A 21,572-nucleotide genomic window follows, 5' to 3' on the forward strand; every position below is an offset into this window, starting at 1 on the left:
ATACCATGAAATGCTTTCGAAAGTCAGAGAATATCCTGTGAAATTGTGACGGCTGAATGGGAAAAATTTTGCAAAATCCCTAGAAAACCTGTAAAATAGAAAAGATGAACGAATAGGAGGTTCCTTGTGTCAAAAAAGGAAATCAATATTAATAACTACAATGATGATGCCATTCAGGTGCTAGAAGGGTTGGATGCGGTCCGTAAACGTCCGGGGATGTATATTGGTTCGACCGACGGTGCAGGTCTCCATCACCTAGTCTGGGAAATTGTGGACAATGCAGTCGATGAGGCCTTGTCTGGCTTCGGTGATCGCATTGATGTGACTATCAATAAAGACGGAAGTTTAACAGTAGAAGACCAAGGTCGTGGGATGCCGACTGGTATGCACGCCATGGGAATTCCAACTGTCGAGGTTATCTTTACCATTCTTCACGCCGGAGGGAAATTCGGTCAAGGAGGTTATAAGACATCTGGAGGTCTCCACGGGGTGGGGTCTTCTGTTGTTAATGCCCTATCAAGCTGGTTGGAAGTTGAAATCACCCGTGATGGTGCAGTCTATAGACAGCGTTTTGAAAATGGTGGGAAACCCGTCACAACCTTGAAGAAAATTGGTACAGCACCCAAGTCTAAGACAGGTACCAAAGTCACCTTCATGCCTGATGCGACGATTTTTTCTACGACAGACTTCAAGTACAATACCATTTCAGAACGACTCAATGAGTCAGCCTTTCTCTTAAAAAATGTTACCTTGTCTTTGACAGATAAGCGAACAGATGAAGCAATCGAATTCCATTATGAGAACGGGGTACAAGACTTTGTTTCTTACCTCAATGAAGACAAGGAAACCTTGACGCCAGTCCTATACTTTGAAGGCGAAGACAATGGCTTCCAAGTGGAAGTTGCCCTCCAGTACAATGATGGATTTTCAGATAACATCTTGTCTTTTGTCAATAACGTTCGTACTAAAGATGGTGGAACGCACGAGACAGGACTCAAGTCAGCCATTACTAAGGTCATGAATGACTACGCGCGTAAGACTGGGCTCCTCAAGGAAAAAGATAAAAACCTAGAAGGTTCAGATTATCGTGAGGGACTAGCTGCCGTTCTTTCTATCCTAGTTCCGGAAGAACACCTTCAGTTTGAGGGACAGACCAAGGACAAACTTGGAAGTCCACTAGCTCGTCCTGTTGTGGATGGCATAGTATCTGATAAGTTGACCTTCTTCCTAATGGAGAATGGAGAACTAGCTTCAAATCTCATCAGAAAGGCTATCAAGGCTCGTGATGCCCGTGAAGCGGCCCGTAAGGCGCGTGATGAGAGCCGAAATGGCAAGAAAAATAAAAAAGACAAAGGCTTGCTGTCTGGAAAATTGACCCCAGCCCAGTCTAAAAATCCAGCAAAGAATGAACTCTACCTGGTCGAGGGTGATTCTGCCGGTGGTTCTGCTAAACAAGGTCGTGACCGTAAGTTTCAGGCTATCTTACCTCTTCGAGGTAAGGTTATCAATACAGCCAAGGCTAAGATGGCGGATATTCTCAAAAATGAAGAAATCAATACCATGATTTATACCATCGGTGCGGGTGTGGGAGCAGACTTCTCCATTGAGGATGCCAACTATGACAAGATTATTATCATGACCGATGCGGATACAGATGGTGCCCATATTCAGACCTTGCTCTTGACATTTTTCTACCGCTACATGCGTCCACTAGTCGAGGCAGGACATGTCTATATCGCCCTTCCGCCTCTTTACAAGATGTCCAAAGGGAAAGGCAAGAAAGAAGAAGTGGCCTATGCTTGGACAGACGGAGAGTTAGAAGAACTCCGCAAGCAGTTCGGTAAAGGCGCTACCCTTCAACGCTACAAAGGTCTTGGTGAGATGAATGCGGACCAACTCTGGGAAACAACCATGAATCCAGAAACTCGCACTCTTATACGTGTTACAATTGAAGATCTAGCACGCGCTGAACGCCGCGTAAACGTCCTCATGGGAGACAAGGTCGAACCACGCCGTAAGTGGATTGAGGATAATGTCAAGTTTACGCTGGAGGAGAGTGGGGAGATGGTGTTTTAAGAAGTCTATAATGAATGGGGACTGACCATGAGAACAGAAACAGAAATGCTCGATGTGATTTTACAGACTGCCCAAACTTTACAAGTCGAGGCTGTCGCCATGTCTGGTTCACGGACAAATCCAAAAGCTCCAAAAGATGAGTTTCAAGATTATGATGTTGTTTATGTCGTGGACGACTTAGATAATCTGACGAGTAATCTTACTTGGTTGGACCAGTTTGGAACACGTATCATTGAGCAGCATAATATCCTAGGCAACCGTCGACTTTATCTGATGCTTTTTGAAGATGACAATCGCATTGATTTGACTTTATGTCCTAAAGAGTATATCAAGGAGTGGGTAGAAAGCGAAGCGGATTTCACGGTGCTGGAGGACACTAAGGGTTTGTTTGCCCCTTATTCACCAAGTCCTCAACGTTACTGGATAAGTCCAGCTAGTCAGACAGATTTTGAAAAAGCCTGCAATGAATTTTGGTGGGTGTCAGCCTACGTAGTCAAAGGAATCTGTCGCAAGCAACTACTCTACGCTACTGACCATCTCTATGGGATTTGTCACCAAGAACTCCTGAAGGTCTTAGCCTGGCAGGTAGCAAGTGATAAGGGGACTGTCGATATTGGCAAGAACTATAAATATCTCTTTAACTATTTACCTACTGAGAAAGAGAAGGAATTCTTAAATCTGCTTGATTTCTCCAGTTTAGAAAAAATCACTCAGTCTTTATTTGCAACAATGAAACATTTCCACCAAGAAGCTCAATACCTTGCTAACAAGATGGGTCTTGACTATGATAAGGAAGTGGCAGAGAGGATGATTGAGTATGCTGAGGAGAGACTTTCAAATCACTAACTAAAAAAAATATATAATTTAAAAGATTAAACTACAGAAAGGATCGTTTGGTTATATATAGTAACTGAACACGAGACTAATTTCTGTAAATTATCCCTTATTCTATAAAAACCTACTCTACATTCTTTGAAAGGAGTTGAACATGCCCTAAATACTGTGTGAAAAAGATAAATTTCCTTTGTATTTTACGGGCTCTGTATCCTATATGAGTAACATTCAAAACATGTCCCTTGAGGACATCATGGGAGAGCGCTTTGGTCGCTACTCCAAGTACATTATTCAAGACCGGGCTTTGCCAGACATTCGTGATGGATTGAAGCCGGTTCAGCGACGTATTCTTTATTCTATGAATAAAGATGGCAATACCTTTGACAAGAGCTACCGTAAGTCTGCCAAGTCTGTCGGGAACATCATGGGGAATTTTCACCCCCACGGTGACAGTTCCATCTATGATGCCATGGTCCGTATGTCTCAGGACTGGAAAAATCGTGAGATTTTGGTTGAAATGCACGGTAACAACGGTTCTATGGACGGAGATCCGCCTGCGGCGATGCGTTATACCGAGGCTCGTTTGTCTGAGATTGCTGGTTATCTTCTTCAGGATATCGAGAAAAAGACAGTTCCTTTTGCCTGGAACTTTGACGATACGGAGAAAGAGCCGACGGTTTTGCCAGCAGCATTTCCAAACCTCTTGGTCAATGGTTCGACTGGTATTTCGGCTGGTTATGCCACAGATATTCCTCCGCATAATTTGGCTGAAGTCATTGATGCGACTGTTTACATGATTGACCACCCAACAGCCAAGGTGGACAAACTCATGGAATTCTTGCCTGGACCAGACTTCCCTACAGGAGCTATCATCCAGGGGCGTGACGAGATCCAAAAGGCTTATGAAACTGGGAAAGGGCGCGTGGTCGTTCGTTCTAAGACGGAGATTGAAAAGCTAAAAGGTGGTAAGGAACAAATCGTTATCACTGAGATTCCTTATGAAATCAACAAGGCTAATCTAGTTAAAAAAATCGATGATGTTCGTGTCAATAACAAGGTGGCAGGGATTGCTGAGGTTCGTGATGAGTCTGACCGTGACGGTCTTCGTATCGCTATCGAACTCAAGAAAGACGCTAATACCGAGCTCGTTCTTAACTATCTCTTCAAATACACTGACCTGCAAATCAACTACAACTTCAACATGGTGGCGATTGATAATTTCACACCTCGTCAGGTCGGGATTGTGCCAATCCTGTCTAGCTATATTGCCCACCGTCGTGAAGTGATTTTGGCACGTTCCCGCTTTGACAAGGAAAAGGCTGAGAAACGTCTCCATATCGTCGAAGGTTTGATTCGCGTGATTTCGATTTTGGACGAAGTTATTGCCCTTATTCGTGCTTCTGAGAATAAGGTTGACGCCAAGGAAAACCTCAAGGTTAGCTATGATTTTACAGAAGAGCAGGCTGAGGCCATCGTTACTTTACAACTGTATCGATTGACCAATACAGACGTGGTTGTCTTGCAAGAAGAAGAAGCAGAATTGCGTGAAAAGATTGCCATGCTTGCAGCCATCATCGGTGATGAACGGACTATGTATAATCTCATGAAGAAAGAACTCCGTGAGGTCAAGAAGAAATTTGCGACACCACGTTTGAGTACTTTAGAAGATACTGCGAAAGTAATCGAGATTGACACAGCTAGTTTGATTGCCGAGGAAGATACCTATGTCAGTGTGACTAAGGCAGGTTACATCAAACGTACCAGTCCTCGTTCCTTTGCAGCTTCCACTCTGGAAGAAATTGGCAAACGTGATGATGATCGTCTGATCTTTGTACAATCTGCCAAGACAACGCAACACCTCTTAATGTTCACAACTCTTGGAAATGTCATTTATCGACCAATCCATGAGTTATCAGATATTCGCTGGAAGGACATCGGAGAGCACTTGAGCCAGACTATTACAAACTTTGAAACTAACGAAGAAATCCTTTATGTGGAAGTCGTGGACCAGTTTGAAGATGCGACAACCTACTTTGCTGCAACTCGTCTTGGGCAAATTAAGCGTGTAGAACGAAAAGAATTCACCCCATGGCGGACCTACAAGTCGAAGTCTGTCAAGTACGCTAAGCTCAAAGACGAGACAGATCAGATTGTAGCAGTGGCTCCTATTAAACTAGATGATGTTCTCTTGATTAGCCAAAACGGTTACGCCCTTCGTTTCAATATCGAAGAGGTACCGGTTGTTGGTGCCAAGGCTGCGGGTGTCAAGGCTATGAACCTGAAAGCAGATGATGCACTTCAAGCTGCCTTTATCTGTAACACCTCATCCTTCTACCTCTTGACCCAACGTGGTAGCTTGAAACGTGTCTCTTGTGAGGAAATTCCGGCAACCAGCCGTGCCAAACGAGGCCTACAAGTCTTGCGTGAGTTGAAAAACAAACCGCATCGTGTCTTCTTGGCTGGAGCAGTTTCAGAGCAAGGATTCGTTGGTGATCTCTTTAGTACAGTAGTAGAAGAAAACGATCAAACGTTACTTGTCCAATCTAACAAAGGCACAATCTATGAAAGTCGATTGCAAGATCTCAGCTTGTCAGAACGTACTAGCAATGGAAGCTTTATATCAGACACCATTTCAGATGAAGAAGTTTTCGATGCTTACCTCAAAGAAGTCTTTAAAGAGGACAAAACAAATTCGTAAAAAAGAATCGGTCCAAGTGACTGATTTCTTTTTGTCGAGAAAATTTTCAGAAAATTACAAATAATACTTGAAATTTTACTAGAAAAGTGTAGAATAGAACACATAGTTTGAATAGTATAAAGGAGAAACACATGACAGTTGCAATTGATTGGGAAAACCTTGGATTTTCTTATATGAAATTACCTTACCGTTATATCGCTCACTACAAAAATGGTCAATGGGATCAAGGAGAATTGACAGAGGATGCGACCTTGCATATTTCAGAGTCTTCTCCAAGTCTTCACTATGGACAGCAAGCATTTGAGGGATTGAAAGCCTATCGTACGAAGGATGGTAGTATTCAACTTTTCCGTCCTGATGAAAATGCCAAGCGTCTGCAACGTACCTGCGACCGTCTCTTGATGCCCCAAGTACCAACAGAAATGTTCGTAGAAGCTTGTAAAGCAGTTGCCCGTGCAAATGAAGAATACGTACCACCATATGGAACAGGTGGAACCCTTTATCTTCGTCCTCTCTTGATTGGTGTCGGAGATATCATCGGGGTAAAACCAGCAGAAGAGTACATTTTCACTATCTTTGCTATGCCAGTTGGAAATTACTTTAAGGGTGGATTGGTTCCAACCAATTTCTTGATTCAGGATGAATACGACCGTGCAGCTCCACATGGTACGGGTGCGGCTAAGGTTGGGGGAAACTATGCTGCGAGTCTTTTGCCAGGGAAGTTGGCCAAATCACGCCATTTCTCAGATGTTATCTACCTAGACCCATCTACACATACAAAGATTGAGGAAGTCGGTTCAGCTAACTTCTTTGGAATCACGGCAGACAATGAATTTGTTACACCATTGAGTCCATCCATCTTGCCATCTATTACCAAGTACTCTTTGCTTTACTTGGCAGAACACCGCTTGGGCTTAACACCGATTGAAGGTGATGTCCCAATCGATAATTTGGATCGTTTTGTAGAGGCAGGAGCTTGTGGTACTGCAGCGGTCATTTCGCCAATTGGAGGTATCCAACATGGCGATGATTTCCATGTTTTCTATAGTGAAACAGAAGTAGGTCCTGTTACACGTAAACTCTATGATGAATTGACGGGTATCCAATTTGGTGACGTAGAAGCACCTGAAGGATGGATTGTCAAAGTGGACTAAAAGACATGAAGTAAAGAAGAACTCCATAGCAGTTGTAAGGACTGAAATGGAGTTTTTTCTTGCTAGTTTGAGCTTTTTCTTGTACAATAGAAAAAGTGAAAAGAGGTACAGTATGAGTAAAAAAGATAAGAAAATTGAAATTCAATTAACAGATGCTAAAGTGACTGTTGGAAAAGACAGCTATGAAGGATACGTTTTGACGATTGGGAAAAAGGTCATTGGAGAAATTGCCGAATTAGATAGTCAATTTGCCATCATAAAGAATGGAAATGTCGATAGTTTTTATAAAAAACTTGAAAAAGCTGTGGAAATTTTGATTGAAAACTATAATTTGACAAAATAATACTTGTTTTATTGAAAATTTCATGATATAATAGTTCTCGTTAAACATTGGAGAGATAGCGAAGAGGCTAAACGCGGCGGACTGTAAATCCGCTCCTTCGGGTTCGGGGGTTCGAATCCCTCTCTCTCCATTCATCAATGGGGTATAGCCAAGCGGTAAGGCAAGGGACTTTGACTCCCTCATGCGTTGGTTCGAATCCAGCTACCCCAGTTCTTAGGTAATAAATTCAAGATAAAAAGAAAAATATCTTAGGGTATTTTATTTTTATAATTGAAAGGCGTGAACGATGTGAACATGTCTTTGCGGGTGCTTAGGAAAAAAATTATAAGTATGTCAAGTTTGGAAAGACTTGATTGTTGGAGGATTTTTTAGATGAACGAATTTGAAGATTTGCTAAATAGCGTTAGCCAAGTTGAGCCTGGTGATGTTGTTAGTGCTGAAGTATTGACAGTTGATGCGACTCAAGCTAACGTTGCAATCTCTGGGACTGGTGTTGAAGGTGTCTTGACTCTTCGCGAATTGACAAACGATCGCGATGCAGATATCAATGACTTTGTGAAAGTAGGAGAAGTATTGGATGTTCTTGTACTTCGTCAAGTAGTTGGTAAAGATACTGATACAGTTACATACCTTGTATCTAAAAAACGCCTTGAAGCTCGCAAAGCATGGGACAAACTTGTAGGACGCGAAGAAGAAGTTGTTACTGTTAAAGGAACTCGTGCCGTTAAAGGTGGACTTTCAGTAGAATTTGAAGGTGTTCGTGGATTCATCCCAGCTTCAATGTTGGATACTCGTTTCGTACGTAACACTGAGCGTTTCGTAGGTCAAGAATTTGATGCTAAAATCAAAGAAGTTGATCCTAAAGAAAACCGCTTCATCCTTTCACGTCGTGAAGTTGTTGAAGCAGCTACTGCAGCAGCTCGTGCTGAAGTATTCAGTAAATTAGCTGTTGGTGATGTCGTAACTGGTAAAGTTGCTCGTATCACTAGCTTCGGTGCTTTCATCGATCTCGGTGGTGTTGACGGATTGGTTCACTTGACTGAATTGTCACACGAACGTAACGTATCACCTAAATCAGTTGTAACTGTTGGTGAAGAAATCGAGGTTAAAGTTCTTGATCTTAATGAAGAAGAAGGACGCGTATCCCTTTCACTTAAAGCAACAACACCTGGACCATGGGATGGCGTTGAGCAAAAATTGGCTAAAGGTGATGTAGTAGAAGGAACAGTTAAACGTTTGACTGACTTCGGTGCATTTGTTGAAGTATTGCCAGGTATCGATGGACTTGTTCACGTATCACAAATTTCACACAAACGTATCGAAAATCCAAAAGAAGCTCTTACTGTTGGTCAAGAAGTTACTGTTAAAGTACTTGATGTTAACGCTGACGCAGAACGCGTATCTCTTTCTATCAAAGCTCTTGAAGAACGTCCAGCTCAAGAAGAAGGACAAAAAGAAGAAAAACGTGCTGCTCGTCCACGTCGTCCAAAACGTCAAGAAAAACGTGATTTTGAACTTCCAGAAACACAAACAGGATTCTCAATGGCTGACTTGTTCGGTGATATCGAACTTTAATCAAATTGATAATCGCAAAATCCTTTGTTTAAAACAAGGGATTTTTCTTTTGTCTCTTTCTCATTTTTGATATAATAGTTCTATGTTAGATTCAGAAAAACAATCATGTTATCAATTGTTAAATGAGGAACTCTCTTATTTACTTGAAGGTGAGAGCAATGTTCTTGCCAATCTTTCAAATGCTAGTGCCCTTCTAAAATCTCGCTTTCCCAATACTGTATTTGCGGGGTTTTATCTGTTTGATGGTAGCGAGTTGGTTTTAGGGCCTTTTCAGGGTGGTGTTTCTTGTATTCGCATTCCGCTTGGGAAAGGCGTGTGTGGAGAAGCTGCTGAGTTTCAAGAGACTGTTTTAGTTTGCGATGTGAGCACCTATCCAAACTACATTTCTTGTGATAGTATGGCCAAGAGTGAAATCGTGGTTCCCATGCTCAAGAATGGTCAATTGCTGGGTGTCTTAGACCTGGATTCTTCACTTATTGATGATTACAATGCCGTTGACCGTGATTACTTGGAACAATTTGTCGCTATTTTGCTTGAGAAGACAGAATGGGACTTTACGATGTTTGAGGAGAAAGCCTAATGTATCAAGCACTTTATCGAAAATATAGAAGCCAGACTTTTTCACAACTGGTAGGTCAAGAGGTTGTGGCTAAAACCCTAAAACAAGCGATCGAGCAGGAAAAGATTAGTCATGCCTATCTTTTCTCAGGCCCTCGTGGAACTGGGAAAACTAGCGTAGCCAAGATTTTTGCCAAGGCCATGAACTGCCCAAATCAAGTAGATGGAGAACCATGTAATCACTGCTATATCTGTCAGGCAGTGACAGAAGGGAGCCTAGAAGATGTTATTGAAATGGATGCGGCTTCAAATAATGGAGTTGATGAAATCCGTGAAATTCGTGACAAATCTACCTATGCACCTAGCTTAGCACGTTACAAGGTCTATATTATTGACGAGGTCCATATGCTGTCTACGGGAGCCTTCAATGCGCTTTTGAAGACTCTTGAGGAGCCAACTCAGAATGTTGTCTTTATCTTGGCGACCACTGAATTGCATAAGATTCCTGCAACCATTTTATCGCGTGTTCAACGTTTTGAGTTCAAATCGATTAAAACTCAAGATATCAAGGAGCATATTTATCATATTCTAGAAAAAGAAAATATCAGTTCTGAACCGGAGGCTGTGGAAATCATTGCCAGACGAGCTGAAGGTGGAATGCGGGATGCCTTGTCCATTCTGGATCAAGCTTTGAGTTTAACACAGGGAAACGAGCTCACGACTGCTATCTCTGAGGAGATTACAGGCACCATTAGTTTATCAGCACTAGATGACTATGTAGCTGCCTTGTCTCAGCAGGATGTTCCAAAAGCACTTGATTCTTTGAATCTTTTATTTGAGAATGGCAAGAGCATGACTCGTTTTGTGACAGATCTCTTGCAGTATTTGCGTGATTTACTGGTCGTCCAGACGGGTGGCGAAAATACTCATCATAGTCCAGTTTTTATGGACAATCTAGCTTTATCTCAGGAAAGCCTCTTTGAAATGATTCGAATGGCGACTGTGAGCTTGGCAGATATGAAAGCTAGCCTGCAACCTAAGATTTATGCTGAGATGATGACCATTCGTTTAGCTGAGATTAAGCCTGAACCAGTGCTTTCAGAAGCTGTTGAAGGAGAAATAGCTGCACTGAGACAGGAAGTCGCTCGTCTCAAACAAGAACTTGTTAATGTTGGAACAGCTCCTAAACAAGTGGTGCCAGTTCCTAGCCGTCCAGCCACTTCCAAGACAGTCTATCGAGTGGATCGCAACAAAGTTCAGACTATCCTGCAAGAAGCTGTCGAAAATCCTGATTTGGCACGGCAAAACTTGATTCGCCTCCAAAATGCATGGGGAGAAGTGATTGAAAGCTTAGCTGGTCCGGATAAGGCTCTGCTCGTTGGTTCTCAACCAGTTGCGGCAAACGAACACCATGCTATTTTAGCCTTTGAGTCTAATTTCAATGCAGGGCAAACCATGAAACGGGACAATCTCAATACCATGTTTGGGAACATCCTCAGTCAGGCAGCAGGTTTTTCACCTGAAATCTTGGCGATTTCCTTAGAGGAATGGAAAGAGGTTCGAGCGGCCTTTTCAGCTAAAGCTAAATCTTCTCAAGTTGAAAAAGAAGCAGAAGACAGTCTGATTCCAGAAGGATTTGAATTTTTGGCTGATAAAGTGAAGGTAGAGGAAGACTAAAGAAAGATTTCATGATACAATAAGTTTATGAATAGACAACAATTTATTATGATAGCGTTATTTACGGCTGCTGAGACTTATTTTTTCAATGAAGCCTGGATGACTGGTCGCTATATTATGACAGCCTTTTGGGCCATTCTACTCTTTCGAAATTTTAGGTTAAGTTACGTGATGGGAAAAATTGTAAACACCATTGATCAGCACCTAAACCGCAAGGACTAGCTCCCAGCTTCTAGACAAAATCAAAGCCTTTTAGGCTTTTTTTTGTTATACTAGTAGAGTATATTTATGGACCTTTTCTTGTGTTTTTTAGAGAAATGTAAGTGATTTCTCTAATGATAAAGGAAGTAGGCCAGAAAAAGAAAGGAATTATCATGTCAGTATTAGAGATCAAAGATCTTCACGTTGAGATTGAAGGAAAAGAAATTTTGAAAGGAGTCAATCTGACTCTGAAAACAGGAGAAATCGCAGCTATCATGGGACCAAATGGTACTGGTAAATCGACTCTTTCAGCCGCTATCATGGGAAATCCAAACTATGAAGTTACCAAAGGTGAAGTCTTGTTTGATGGCGTAAATATCCTTGAGTTGGAAGTGGACGAACGCGCGCGTATGGGACTTTTCCTTGCTATGCAATACCCATCTGAAATTCCAGGAATTACCAACGCTGAATTTCTTCGTGCAGCTATGAATGCTGGTAAAGAAGACGATGAAAAGATTTCAGTTCGTGAGTTCATCACTAAATTAGACGAGAAGATGGAATTGCTCAACATGAAAGAAGAAATGGCAGAGCGTTACCTTAACGAAGGTTTCTCTGGTGGTGAGAAAAAACGTAATGAAATTCTTCAACTCTTGATGTTGGAACCTACATTTGCCCTTTTGGATGAGATTGACTCAGGTCTTGATATTGATGCCCTTAAAGTCGTATCGAAAGGTGTCAATGCTATGCGTGGTGAAGGCTTTGGTGCGATGATCATCACTCACTACCAACGTCTTTTGAACTACATCACACCAGACGTGGTACACGTGATGATGGAAGGTCGTGTTGTCCTTTCTGGTGGTCCAGAATTGGCTGCGCGTCTAGAACGTGAAGGATACGCAAAACTAGCTGAAGAACTTGGCTACGACTACAAGGAAGAATTGTAATTTCCTCGTATCTTTTAGGAGAAGTAAATGACTAAAGAAACTATTAAACTTTTTTCAGAAATGCACGCTGAACCAAGCTGGTTGTCTGACCTCCGTCAAAAAGCTTTTGATAAGATTGAGAGTTTGGAATTACCAGTTATTGAGCGTGTGAAATTTCACCGTTGGAATCTGGGGTATGGAACCATCACAGAAAGTGAGCCTTCAGCAAATGTTCCAGATTTCACTGCACTAGATAATCACTTGAAGTTGGTGCAAGTTGGAACGCAAACTGTTTTTGAGCAAACTCCAATTGAGTTAGTTGAACAGGGTGTTTTCTTTACAGATTTTTACTCAGCTTTAGAAGAAATTCCAGAGCTGATCGAAGAATTCTTCATGTCATCTGTTAAGTATGATGACGACAAGTTGGCAGCCTACCATACAGCTTACTTTAACAGTGGTGCTGTTCTCTACATCCCTGATAATGTTGAGATTAAAGAGCCAATCGAAGGGATTTTCTACCAAGATAGCGACAGCGATGTGCCATTTAACAAGCATATCCTTATCATTGCTGGTAAAAACTCTAAAATAAGCTATCTTGAACGTCTAGAGTCACGAGGTGGAGGCAGTGCAAAAGCAACTGCCAATATCACAGTTGAAGTGATTGCTCGTTCTGGTGCGCAAGTGAAATTTGCTGCCATTGACCGTCTAGGTGAAAATGTCACTGCCTACATTAGCCGTCGTGGTAAACTAGGCAACGATGCAAGCATTGATTGGGCAATCGGTGTCATGAACGAAGGAAATGTTGTTGCTGACTTTGATAGCGACTTGATTGGGAATGGTAGCCATGCTGACCTTAAAGCCGTAGCTCTTTCAAGTGGTCGTCAGGTACAAGGGATTGATACGCGAGTGACTAACTACGGATGCAATTCTATCGGAAATATCCTCCAACATGGGGTTATTCTTGAAAAAGCAACCTTGACCTTCAATGGTATCGGTCACATCATCAAGGGCGCTAAGGGAGCGGATGCGCAACAAGAAAGCCGTGTTCTCATGCTTTCAGACCAGGCTCGTTCAGATGCTAACCCAATTCTTTTGATTGACGAAAATGACGTTACTGCAGGACACGCGGCCTCTATCGGTCAGGTGGATCCAGAAGACATGTACTATCTCATGAGCCGTGGCTTGGATAAAGCAACTGCAGAACGTTTGGTTGTCCGCGGTTTCCTTGGATCTGTTATCGTTGAGATTCCAGTCAAGGAAGTTCGTGACGAAATGATTGCAACTATCGAAGAAAAATTGTCAAAACGCTAAGGGGAAGCCTATGTTAGATGTAGAAGCGATTCGCAAGGATTTTCCAATTTTAGACCAGATTGTTAATGATGAACCATTGGTCTATTTGGACAATGCTGCGACGACACAAAAACCACTAGCAGTTCTTGAAATGATTAACCGCTACTATGAGAAAGACAATGCCAACGTTCACCGTGGTGTTCATACCTTGGCTGAGCGAGCAACAGCTTCTTATGAAGCTGCTCGTGAAACCATTCGTAAGTTTATCAATGCAGACTCTACAAAGGAAGTTCTCTTTACCAGAGGAACGACAACCAGTCTTAACTGGGTGGCACGCTTTGCTGAGGAAATTTTGACTGAGGGAGACCAGGTCTTGATTTCTATCATGGAACACCATTCTAATATTATTCCTTGGCAGGAAGCCTGCCGTAAGACTGGAGCAGAGCTTGTCTATGTTTATCTCAAGAACGGTGCCTTGGATATGGATGACTTGCGAGCTAAATTGACTGATAAGGTTAAATTTGTCTCCCTAGCTCATGCTTCAAATGTTCTTGGTGTGGTCAATCCTATCAAAGAAATCACCCAATTAGCCCACCAAGTTGGAGCAATCATGGTAGTGGATGGTGCTCAATCTACACCTCATATGAAGATTGATGTCCAGGACTTGGATGTGGACTTCTTCGCCTTTTCGGGTCACAAGATGGCTGGTCCGACTGGTATCGGTGTTCTGTACGGAAAAGAGAAGTATTTAGAACAAATGTCTCCAGTAGAATTTGGTGGCGAGATGATTGATTTCGTCTATGAGCAATCTGCTAGTTGGAAGGAATTGCCTTGGAAATTTGAGGCTGGAACGCCAAATATGGCGGGTGCAATCGGACTTGCTGCTGCAGTAGATTATCTTGAAAAGATTGGCATGGATGCCATTGAAGCTCATGAACAGGAATTGATTGCGTACGTCTATCCAAAACTGCAGGCAATTGAGGGATTGACCATTTACGGTTCTCAGGACTTGTCTCAACGTTCAGGTGTTATTGCCTTTAACCTAGGTGATCTTCATCCTCACGATCTTGCGACTGCTTTGGATTATGAAGGAGTAGCCGTTCGTGCGGGTCACCACTGCGCCCAACCTTTGCTCCAGTATTTGGACGTCCCAGCAACTGCTCGTGCAAGTTTTTATATCTACAATACCAAGGCAGATTGCGACAAACTAGTCGATGCCTTACAAAAGACAAAGGAGTTTTTCAATGGCACTTTCTAAACTAGATAGCCTTTATATGGCAGTGGTAGCGGACCATTCGAAAAATCCACATCACCAAGGGAAGTTAGAAGACGCTGAGCAAATCAGTCTCAACAATCCAACCTGTGGGGATGTCATCAATCTCTCTGTCAAGTTTGATGCAGAGAATCGTTTGGAAGATATCGCTTTTCTAAACTCGGGTTGTACTATCTCAACTGCCTCTGCTAGTATGATGACAGATGCCGTTTTAGGGAAGACCAAGCAAGAAATTCTAGAACTTGCAACCATCTTTTCTGAAATGGTTCAAGGTCAAAAGGATTACCGTCAAGACCAACTTGGAGACGCGGCATTCTTATCAGGTGTTGCCAAATTCCCGCAACGGATTAAGTGTGCAACTCTAGCTTGGAACGCTCTTAAGAAGACAATTGAAAATCAAGATAACAGATAAGACAAGTTTCTTTTGTCTTATAAATCATTAGAAATGAAGAAAGAAAGGATATTATGGCTGAAGAAAGAGTAGAACCAAAACCAATTGACCTTGGTGAATATAAATTTGGTTTCCATGATGATGTAGAGCCTGTCCTATCGACAGGAAAAGGACTCAACGAAGGTGTTATTCGTGAATTATCTGCTGCCAAGGGGGAACCTGAGTGGATGTTAGAATTTCGTTTGAAGTCTTATGAAACCTTCAAAAAAATGCCCATGCAAACATGGGGAGCAGATTTGTCAGAGATTGACTTTGATGACTTAATCTACTACCAAAAACCATCTGATAAACCTGCCCGTTCTTGGGATGATGTACCTGAAAAGATCAAAGAAACCTTTGAACGTATCGGTATTCCAGAAGCTGAACGTGCTTATCTAGCAGGAGCCTCTGCTCAGTACGAGTCTGAAGTGGTTTACCATAACATGAAAGAAGAATTCGAGAAGTTGGGCATTATCTTTACAGATACGGATTCTGCCCTCAAGGAATATCCAGACTTGTTTAAACAATACTTTGCTAAGTTGGTACCGCCGACAGACAACAAGTTGGCAGCCCTCAACTCGGCAGTATGGTCTGGAGGAACTTTTATCTACGTACCAAAAGGAGTAAAGGTAGATATTCCACTACAAACCTACTTCCGTATCAACAACGAAAATACAGGTCAGTTTGAACGTACCTTGATCATCGTTGACGAGGGAGCAAGTGTCCACTACGTAGAAGGATGTACAGCACCAACATATTCAAGCAACAGCTTGCACGCTGCCATTGTAGAAATCTTTGCTTTGGATGGAGCTTACATGCGCTATACAACCATCCAAAACTGGTCTGATAACGTCTATAACTTGGTAACCAAACGTGCCAAAGCATTGAAAGATGCGACTGTTGAGTGGATCGATGGAAATTTGGGTGCCAAAACAACCATGAAATACCCATCTGTTTACCTTGATGGAGAAGGAGCGCGTGGAACCATGCTCTCTATCGCCTTTGCTAATGCTGGGCAACACCAAGACACAGGGGCTAAGATGATCCACAACGCTCCACATACAAGCTCGTCTATCGTGTCAAAATCCATCGCTAAAGGTGGAGGTAAAGTGGACTACCGTGGACAAGTAACCTTTAACAAAAACTCTAAGAAATCTGTTTCTCACATTGAGTGTGACACCATTATCATGGATGACTTGTCAGCATCAGATACTATTCCATTTAATGAAATTCACAACTCGCAAGTTGCTTTGGAACACGAAGCCAAAGTATCTAAGATTTCAGAAGAACAACTCTACTACCTCATGAGCCGTGGCTTGTCAGAATCTGAGGCAACTGAGATGATTGTCATGGGATTTGTAGAGCCCTTCACAAAAGAACTTCCAATGGAATACGCAGTTGAGCTTAACCGCTTGATTAGCTATGAAATGGAAGGTTCAGTCGGATAAGAGTATGCAAAATCTGAACAGGAACTTTTCATGTTCAGATTTTTTTCAAAAAGAACCTAATAAATATTCACAAAAATGCTTTTATATGGTAAAATAAAACAATTACATTTAGTGGAGATGAAGTATGAATATTTTTAGAACCAAGGATGTTAGTCTGAGACAGACAGAGATGCGTCGCCATTTGAAGTTGTGGGATTTAATTCTATTGGGGATCGGTGCCATGGTAGGGACGGGGATTTTCACCATTACAGGAACAGCGGCGGCTACTCTAGCTGGTCCCTCACTAGTGATTTCCATTGTGATTTCTGCCTTATGTGTTTCTTTATCAGCTCTCTTTTTTGCAGAATTTGCCTCTCGTGTACCTGCAACTGGAGGTGCTTATAGTTATCTCTATGCGATTTTAGGAGAATTGCCAGCCTGGATTGCTGGCTGGTTGACCATCATGGAATTCATGACTGCCGTATCTGGTGTGGCGTCTGGCTGGGCAGCTTACTTTAAGGGCTTACTCAGTGATTATGGTATCTCCATGCCCCAAGCCTTGAATGGCACCTTCAACCCTGAACAAGGTACCTATATCGACCTTTTACCTATTTTAGTGCTGACCTTGGTAACAGGATTGGTTTTATTAAATTCCAAGGCAGCCTTACGCTTTAATTCGCTTCTAGTAATCTTGAAATTCTCTGCTCTAGCCTTATTTATCCTAGTTGGTATTTGGTACATCAAACCTGAAAATTGGTCGAATTTTGCTCCTTTTGGCTTTGGCCAGATTTATGGAGGAAGCACTGGGATTATGGCAGGTGCATCTTTGATGTTTTTTGGGTTTCTCGGATTTGAGTCTATTTCCATGGCAGTTGATGAAATCCAAAGCCCGCAAAAAAATATTCCTCGTGGAATTGTACTTTCTCTGACAATCGTCACCATTCTCTATGCCTTGGTAACCTTAGTATTGACAGGGATTGTTCACTACAGTAAGCTCAATGTGGACGATGCAGTAGCATTTTCATTACGGAGTATTGGTATCGGTTGGGCAGCTAACTATGTTTCGCTTGTAGCCATTCTCACCCTGATAACGGTATGTATTTCCATGACTTATGCTTTGTCTCGAATGATATATAGCTTAGCACGTGATGGACTTTTACCTCAAAGTTTCAAACAACTAAGCAAGACCAGTCGCGTTCCTAAAAATGCGACCCTCTTAACAGGAGTTGTTTCAGCCCTTGCTGCCGGAGTGTTTCCTCTAGCCAGTATTGCAGCCTTCCTAAATATCTGTACGCTAGCTTATCTCATTTTACTAGCCTACGGAATAATAAAACTCAGAAAAGATAAGGGTATGCCCCAAAAAGGAGAGTTTAAAACTCCTTTGGTTCCACTTTTGCCAATCCTTTCCATCCTTATCTGTGTTTCCTTTATGCTTCAATATAGTCTAGATACCTGGATTGCCTTTGGCATTGCTCTTGTAGTTGGTCTAGTCATCTACTTTACTTATGGTTATCATCATTCAACCCTCACAGAAGAAAAATAAAAGCTGGGAATTCCCAGCTTTTTTAATCTTTCACATAAGTAAATCCTTCACCAAGAATTTCATGAGCCTCAGTGATGGTGATAAAGGCTTGAGGGTCGATTTTGTGAATCATATCTTTCATTTTTACGATTTCGTTTCGACCGACGATACAGTAGATAATTTTTAAATCCTTTTTGCTGTAGTATCCTTGACCAGATATAAAGGTAACGCCACGGCCAAGCTCCTCATTAATCTTATCAGCCAGTTGGTCAGGATATTGAGTAATGATGATAAATCCTTTGCCAGCGTAACCCCCTTCGCCAATAAGGTCGATAACACGAGCGATGATAAAGTCAAACAAGAGGGTATAGGTAACTAGACGAAGATCCTGGAAGATAATCAAAATCAACATTAGGATAAAAAAGTCAATCCCAAAGAGCAATTTCCCAATCGAAATATTGGTGTATTTGTTGAGGATACGGGCAACGATATCAGAACCACCAGTGGTTCCACCAGCATTAAAGATAATTCCTAAACCAACCCCCAGTAAGACTCCTGAGACCAAAGCGACAATGATGAGATCCCCTTGCAAGTCGATGTGCAAAGGAATACGCTCAAAAATTGCTAGCCAAACGGAAAGTGAAATAGATCCTAAAAGACTGGAGTAGAGGGTCTTAGGTCCAAATATTTTCCAAGCTAGGATAAATAAAGGGATATTAATCAAGAGATTCATCAATGAGACAGGGATTTTAAAAAGATAGTAGGTAATCAAGGTGATACCTGTCGCCCCTCCCTCAAATAGATGATAAGGAACAACAAAGTAGGTGAGACCAAAGGCATAGATAGCTGCTCCAAATATAATCGTAATAATCGGTTGAACTTTTCGAATCATAGCTGTTCCTCGCTTTTCTATAGATAGATTATACCAAAAATTCAGTTTTTTTAATTGGATTACTTATGATTTTTTATCATTTTTTTGATATAATAAGAGTGAAAAATCCCAATCCTATTGAGAAGAATAGAAAGATTGAACTTATGACACAAGTAAAAATTGTAACGGACTCTTCTGTTACTATCGAACCAGAAGTAGTTAAAGAATTAAATATCACTATTGTCCCCTTATCAGTTATGATTGATGGCGTACTCTACTCAGATGCTGATTTAAAAGAGGGGGAATTCCTTCATCTCATGCAACAAAGCAAGAATCTCCCTAAAACGAGCCAACCTCCAGTAGGAGTGTTTGCTGAAGTCTTTGAAGAGCTGGGAAAAGATGGCAGTCAGGTTGTTGCTATTCATATGTCTCATGCCTTGTCTGGAACGGTTGAAGCTGCTCGCCAAGGCGCAAGTCTCTCAAGTTCTGATGTGACTGTTATTGATAGTTCCTTCACAGATCAGGCTATGAAGTTTCAAGTTGTTGAAGCTGCAAAACTTGCTAAAGAGGGTAAAGATTTAGAAACTATTCTAGCACATATAGAAGAAGTGAAGAATCACACAGAGCTTTATATCGGTGTTTCGACTCTAGAAAACCTAGTGAAAGGTGGGCGTATTGGACGTGTGACGGGACTATTAAGCTCACTATTAAATATTCGTGTAGTGATGCAGATGAAAAACCACGAACTCCAACCAATCGTCAAAGGGCGTGGTGCGAAAACTTTCAAAAAATGGCTTGAAGAGTTAACGGTGGCCCTTACTCATAAATCAGTTGCAGAAATTGGAATTTCCTATGCTGGAACGAATGAATGGGCAAATGAGATGAAGAGTTCATTGCAAGCCTATGTTGAGAAACCAATCTCTGTACTGGAAACTGGCTCTATTATTCAAACTCATACTGGAGAGAATGCTTGGGCAATTCTAATCCGCTATAATTCCTAAAAAAATAGAGAAAAATGTTTGAAATGGTGTTTTTGACTTGACCTATGGGCAATTTTAGGATATGATTATATTTGTTAATCAGAAATTATTTGGAGGATTTGTTAACATGGCAAACAAACAAGATTTGATCGCTAAAGTGGCAGAAGCTACAGACTTAACTAAGAAAGATTCAGCAGCAGCAGTTGATGCTGTATTTGCAGCAGTAACTGAATACCTTGCAGCTGGTGAAAAAGTTCAATTGATTGGTTTTGGTAACTTTGAAGTTCGTGAACGTGCTGCACGTAAAGGTCGCAACCCACAAACTGGTAAAGAAATCGAAATCGCAGCTTCTAAAGTTCCAGCATTCAAAGCTGGTAAAGCTCTTAAAGACGCTGTTAAATAATGAATTTAGAAAAAGCCTATTGTATCAAGCTTTCTAGCTTGGTCAATAGGCTTTTTTTGTTGCTTTGGGGCATTTTGGGGGCAAAGACGAATACTTTTTCGTGATAGCTACCACTGTTGATTTCATTTCTTTAGTTATATATAAATTTAGGTATTTTTTCAATCGAGTATTTGATATAATATATAACTTCTGAGATAAGTAGTCTCTTGAAAAATAGGGTTTAAGCCTTTACAGTAAAAGAAAAAAGGTTCCCATGTTTGGGAACCTTCTTTTCATTAGTTTTTAGAAGCTGCTTGGAATTCAGGGTTTTTCCATGCTTCATCAATGATAGCTTGCAATTCTTTAGCAGATGCTTGCATTTTTTGAGTTTCAGCGTCGTTCAATGGGATGTTTACTGGACGAACGATACCGTGTGCACCAACAACAGCTGGTTGACCGATAAAGACGTTTTTAACACCGTATTGACCTTCTTGGAAGACTGAAAGTGGAAGTACTGCATTTTCGTCATCAAGGATTGCTTTTGTGATACGAGCAAGTGCTACTGCGATACCGTAGTAGGTAGCTCCTTTTTTGTTGATGATTGTGTAGGCAGCGTCACGAACACCTTCGAACAATTCAATCAATTCAGCTTCTTGAACGTTTTGAGTATCTTTAAGGAATTCTTCAAGGTTTACACCAGCGATGTTGGCATGTGACCAAACCGCAAATTCAGAATCTCCGTGTTCACCCATGATGTAGGCGTGAACTGAACGAGCATCAACATCCAATTTTTCAGCAAGTGCTTGACGGAAACGTGCTGAGTCAAGTGAAGTACCTGAACCGATAACACGTTCTTTAGGGAATCCAGAGAATTTCCAAGTTGAGTAAGTCAAAACGTCAACTGGGTTAGCCGCAACAAGGAAGATACCATCAAAACCTGATTCAACAACTTGTGTTACAATTGATTTGTTGATTGCCAAGTTTTTACCTACAAGGTCAAGACGAGTTTCACCTGGTTTTTGAGGAGCACCTGCAGTGATAACAACAAGATCAGCGTCTGCACAGTCAGAGTATTGAGCAGCGTAGATTTTTTTAGGTGAAGTGAAGGCAAGGGCGTGGCTAAGGTCAAGCGCATCACCAACAGCTTTTTCGTGTAATTGTGGAATTTCGATAATTCCAAGCTCTTGTGCAATTCCTTGGTTAACAAGTGCAAAAGCGTAAGATGAACCTACGGCACCGTCACCAACAAGGATCACTTTTTTGTGTTGTTTAGTTGAAGTCATTATCTAAACATCTCCTTCATTTTTTTTTAGGGGAATCCCCAGACACTTTCATTCTATCACTTTTAAAAAACTTTG

Annotated in this window: 19 protein-coding genes and 2 tRNA genes; 19 read left to right on the forward strand and 2 right to left on the reverse strand. The window is 41.6% G+C overall.

The features are described 5' to 3' along the window. Window positions 1–126 precede the first annotated feature (126 nt). From parE to HMPREF1125_RS08435, 17 genes are all read left to right on the forward strand, one after another. Window positions 127–2,076: a DNA topoisomerase IV subunit B gene (gene parE, locus HMPREF1125_RS08360; RefSeq protein ID WP_000037255.1), complete on the forward strand. Its 1,950-nt coding sequence runs from the start codon at window positions 127–129 to the stop codon at window positions 2,074–2,076. A 27-nt stretch (window positions 2,077–2,103) separates the two neighbouring features. Next, window positions 2,104–2,922, forward strand: a complete 819-nt coding sequence (locus HMPREF1125_RS08365) for an aminoglycoside 6-adenylyltransferase (protein ID WP_001258607.1) — start codon at window positions 2,104–2,106, stop codon at window positions 2,920–2,922. Between the two features lie 205 nt (window positions 2,923–3,127). After that, window positions 3,128–5,608, forward strand: coding sequence for a DNA topoisomerase IV subunit A (gene parC / locus HMPREF1125_RS08370; RefSeq protein ID WP_080585607.1), 2,481 nt, complete (start codon window positions 3,128–3,130; stop codon window positions 5,606–5,608). Window positions 5,609–5,724: 116 nt separating this feature from the next. Further along, window positions 5,725–6,762 (forward strand): branched-chain amino acid aminotransferase, encoded by a 1,038-nt coding sequence (locus HMPREF1125_RS08375; protein ID WP_318779489.1) that lies wholly within the window; start codon window positions 5,725–5,727, stop codon window positions 6,760–6,762. A 112-nt stretch (window positions 6,763–6,874) separates the two neighbouring features. Next, the gene (locus HMPREF1125_RS08380) at window positions 6,875–7,105 is read left to right on the forward strand and encodes a DUF2969 domain-containing protein (protein WP_000037107.1); all 231 of its coding nucleotides are present in this window, start codon (window positions 6,875–6,877) and stop codon (window positions 7,103–7,105) included. 49 nt (window positions 7,106–7,154) lie between these two features. Next, window positions 7,155–7,235, forward strand: a tRNA-Tyr gene (locus HMPREF1125_RS08385). A gap of 8 nt (window positions 7,236–7,243) precedes the next feature. Continuing rightward, window positions 7,244–7,315 (forward strand) — tRNA-Gln (locus HMPREF1125_RS08390). A gap of 162 nt (window positions 7,316–7,477) precedes the next feature. Continuing rightward, a complete protein-coding gene (gene rpsA, locus HMPREF1125_RS08395) occupies window positions 7,478–8,680 on the forward strand; it encodes a 30S ribosomal protein S1 (protein ID WP_001001620.1) in 1,203 nt (400 codons plus the stop codon). 82 nt (window positions 8,681–8,762) lie between these two features. Continuing rightward, window positions 8,763–9,260 carry a GAF domain-containing protein gene (locus HMPREF1125_RS08400; RefSeq protein ID WP_000887131.1) on the forward strand — a complete coding sequence of 166 codons (498 nt, stop codon included), beginning with the start codon at window positions 8,763–8,765 and terminating at the stop codon, window positions 9,258–9,260. Continuing rightward, the gene (dnaX, locus tag HMPREF1125_RS08405) at window positions 9,260–10,915 is read left to right on the forward strand and encodes a DNA polymerase III subunit gamma/tau (RefSeq protein ID WP_000283831.1); all 1,656 of its coding nucleotides are present in this window, start codon (window positions 9,260–9,262) and stop codon (window positions 10,913–10,915) included. Before HMPREF1125_RS08400 ends, dnaX begins: the two co-directional genes overlap by 1 nt. A gap of 27 nt (window positions 10,916–10,942) precedes the next feature. Then, window positions 10,943–11,137 carry a DUF3272 family protein gene (locus HMPREF1125_RS0102390; RefSeq protein ID WP_001081614.1) on the forward strand — a complete coding sequence of 65 codons (195 nt, stop codon included), beginning with the start codon at window positions 10,943–10,945 and terminating at the stop codon, window positions 11,135–11,137. Between the two features lie 152 nt (window positions 11,138–11,289). Beyond that, a complete protein-coding gene (gene sufC / locus HMPREF1125_RS08410) occupies window positions 11,290–12,060 on the forward strand; it encodes a Fe-S cluster assembly ATPase SufC (RefSeq protein ID WP_000114489.1) in 771 nt (256 codons plus the stop codon). A 27-nt stretch (window positions 12,061–12,087) separates the two neighbouring features. Further along, entirely contained in the window at window positions 12,088–13,350 is a 1,263-nt protein-coding gene (sufD, locus tag HMPREF1125_RS08415; protein ID WP_000159853.1) for a Fe-S cluster assembly protein SufD, read from the forward strand. A 10-nt stretch (window positions 13,351–13,360) separates the two neighbouring features. Further along, the gene (locus tag HMPREF1125_RS08420; protein WP_000887691.1) at window positions 13,361–14,587 is read left to right on the forward strand and encodes a cysteine desulfurase; all 1,227 of its coding nucleotides are present in this window, start codon (window positions 13,361–13,363) and stop codon (window positions 14,585–14,587) included. Then, window positions 14,574–15,014, forward strand: coding sequence for a Fe-S cluster assembly sulfur transfer protein SufU (sufU, locus tag HMPREF1125_RS08425; protein ID WP_001218489.1), 441 nt, complete (start codon window positions 14,574–14,576; stop codon window positions 15,012–15,014). Before HMPREF1125_RS08420 ends, sufU begins: the two co-directional genes overlap by 14 nt. A gap of 53 nt (window positions 15,015–15,067) precedes the next feature. Continuing rightward, window positions 15,068–16,480 (forward strand): Fe-S cluster assembly protein SufB, encoded by a 1,413-nt coding sequence (gene sufB / locus HMPREF1125_RS08430; RefSeq protein ID WP_000797062.1) that lies wholly within the window; start codon window positions 15,068–15,070, stop codon window positions 16,478–16,480. A 124-nt stretch (window positions 16,481–16,604) separates the two neighbouring features. After that, window positions 16,605–18,002, forward strand: a complete 1,398-nt coding sequence (locus HMPREF1125_RS08435; protein WP_001020303.1) for an APC family permease — start codon at window positions 16,605–16,607, stop codon at window positions 18,000–18,002. Between the two features lie 22 nt (window positions 18,003–18,024). On the opposite strand, the gene HMPREF1125_RS08440 is transcribed toward HMPREF1125_RS08435, so the two are convergent. Next, window positions 18,025–18,873, reverse strand: coding sequence for a YitT family protein (locus tag HMPREF1125_RS08440; RefSeq protein WP_000619961.1), 849 nt, complete (start codon window positions 18,871–18,873; stop codon window positions 18,025–18,027). 143 nt (window positions 18,874–19,016) lie between these two features. Between HMPREF1125_RS08440 and HMPREF1125_RS08445 the strand changes: the two genes are divergently transcribed. Both HMPREF1125_RS08445 and HMPREF1125_RS08450 read left to right on the forward strand, forming a co-directional pair. After that, window positions 19,017–19,853, forward strand: coding sequence for a DegV family protein (locus HMPREF1125_RS08445; RefSeq protein ID WP_000195448.1), 837 nt, complete (start codon window positions 19,017–19,019; stop codon window positions 19,851–19,853). Between the two features lie 106 nt (window positions 19,854–19,959). Further along, window positions 19,960–20,235 carry an HU family DNA-binding protein gene (locus HMPREF1125_RS08450; protein ID WP_001284630.1) on the forward strand — a complete coding sequence of 92 codons (276 nt, stop codon included), beginning with the start codon at window positions 19,960–19,962 and terminating at the stop codon, window positions 20,233–20,235. Between the two features lie 275 nt (window positions 20,236–20,510). Here the strand turns inward: HMPREF1125_RS08450 and HMPREF1125_RS08455 are convergent, their stop codons facing one another. Further along, window positions 20,511–21,497, reverse strand: coding sequence for an L-lactate dehydrogenase (locus HMPREF1125_RS08455; protein WP_000204722.1), 987 nt, complete (start codon window positions 21,495–21,497; stop codon window positions 20,511–20,513). Between the last annotated feature and the right edge of the window lie 75 nt (window positions 21,498–21,572).

It is taken from the genome of Streptococcus oralis SK304 (genome assembly GCF_000287715.1).
Classification (GTDB): domain Bacteria; phylum Bacillota; class Bacilli; order Lactobacillales; family Streptococcaceae; genus Streptococcus; species Streptococcus oralis_Y.

Bases quoted from the DNA above. Each gene is read 5' to 3' on its own strand.
- sufC (WP_000114489.1), top strand. From the start codon at position 11,290: ATGTCAGTATTAGAGATCAAAGATCTTCACGTTGAGATTGAAGGAAAA.
- HMPREF1125_RS08435 (WP_001020303.1), top strand. From the start codon at position 16,605: ATGAATATTTTTAGAACCAAGGATGTTAGTCTGAGACAGACAGAGATG.
- HMPREF1125_RS08445 (WP_000195448.1), top strand. From the start codon at position 19,017: ATGACACAAGTAAAAATTGTAACGGACTCTTCTGTTACTATCGAACCA.
- parC (WP_080585607.1), top strand. From the start codon at position 3,128: ATGAGTAACATTCAAAACATGTCCCTTGAGGACATCATGGGAGAGCGC.
- HMPREF1125_RS0102390 (WP_001081614.1), top strand. From the start codon at position 10,943: ATGAATAGACAACAATTTATTATGATAGCGTTATTTACGGCTGCTGAG.
- HMPREF1125_RS08365 (WP_001258607.1), top strand. From the start codon at position 2,104: ATGAGAACAGAAACAGAAATGCTCGATGTGATTTTACAGACTGCCCAA.
- HMPREF1125_RS08455 (WP_000204722.1), bottom strand. From the start codon at position 21,497: ATGACTTCAACTAAACAACACAAAAAAGTGATCCTTGTTGGTGACGGT.
- HMPREF1125_RS08440 (WP_000619961.1), bottom strand. From the start codon at position 18,873: ATGATTCGAAAAGTTCAACCGATTATTACGATTATATTTGGAGCAGCT.
- HMPREF1125_RS08420 (WP_000887691.1), top strand. From the start codon at position 13,361: ATGTTAGATGTAGAAGCGATTCGCAAGGATTTTCCAATTTTAGACCAG.
- sufU (WP_001218489.1), top strand. From the start codon at position 14,574: ATGGCACTTTCTAAACTAGATAGCCTTTATATGGCAGTGGTAGCGGAC.
- sufB (WP_000797062.1), top strand. From the start codon at position 15,068: ATGGCTGAAGAAAGAGTAGAACCAAAACCAATTGACCTTGGTGAATAT.
- rpsA (WP_001001620.1), top strand. From the start codon at position 7,478: ATGAACGAATTTGAAGATTTGCTAAATAGCGTTAGCCAAGTTGAGCCT.
- HMPREF1125_RS08380 (WP_000037107.1), top strand. From the start codon at position 6,875: ATGAGTAAAAAAGATAAGAAAATTGAAATTCAATTAACAGATGCTAAA.
- HMPREF1125_RS08450 (WP_001284630.1), top strand. From the start codon at position 19,960: ATGGCAAACAAACAAGATTTGATCGCTAAAGTGGCAGAAGCTACAGAC.
- dnaX (WP_000283831.1), top strand. From the start codon at position 9,260: ATGTATCAAGCACTTTATCGAAAATATAGAAGCCAGACTTTTTCACAA.
- sufD (WP_000159853.1), top strand. From the start codon at position 12,088: ATGACTAAAGAAACTATTAAACTTTTTTCAGAAATGCACGCTGAACCA.
- HMPREF1125_RS08400 (WP_000887131.1), top strand. From the start codon at position 8,763: ATGTTAGATTCAGAAAAACAATCATGTTATCAATTGTTAAATGAGGAA.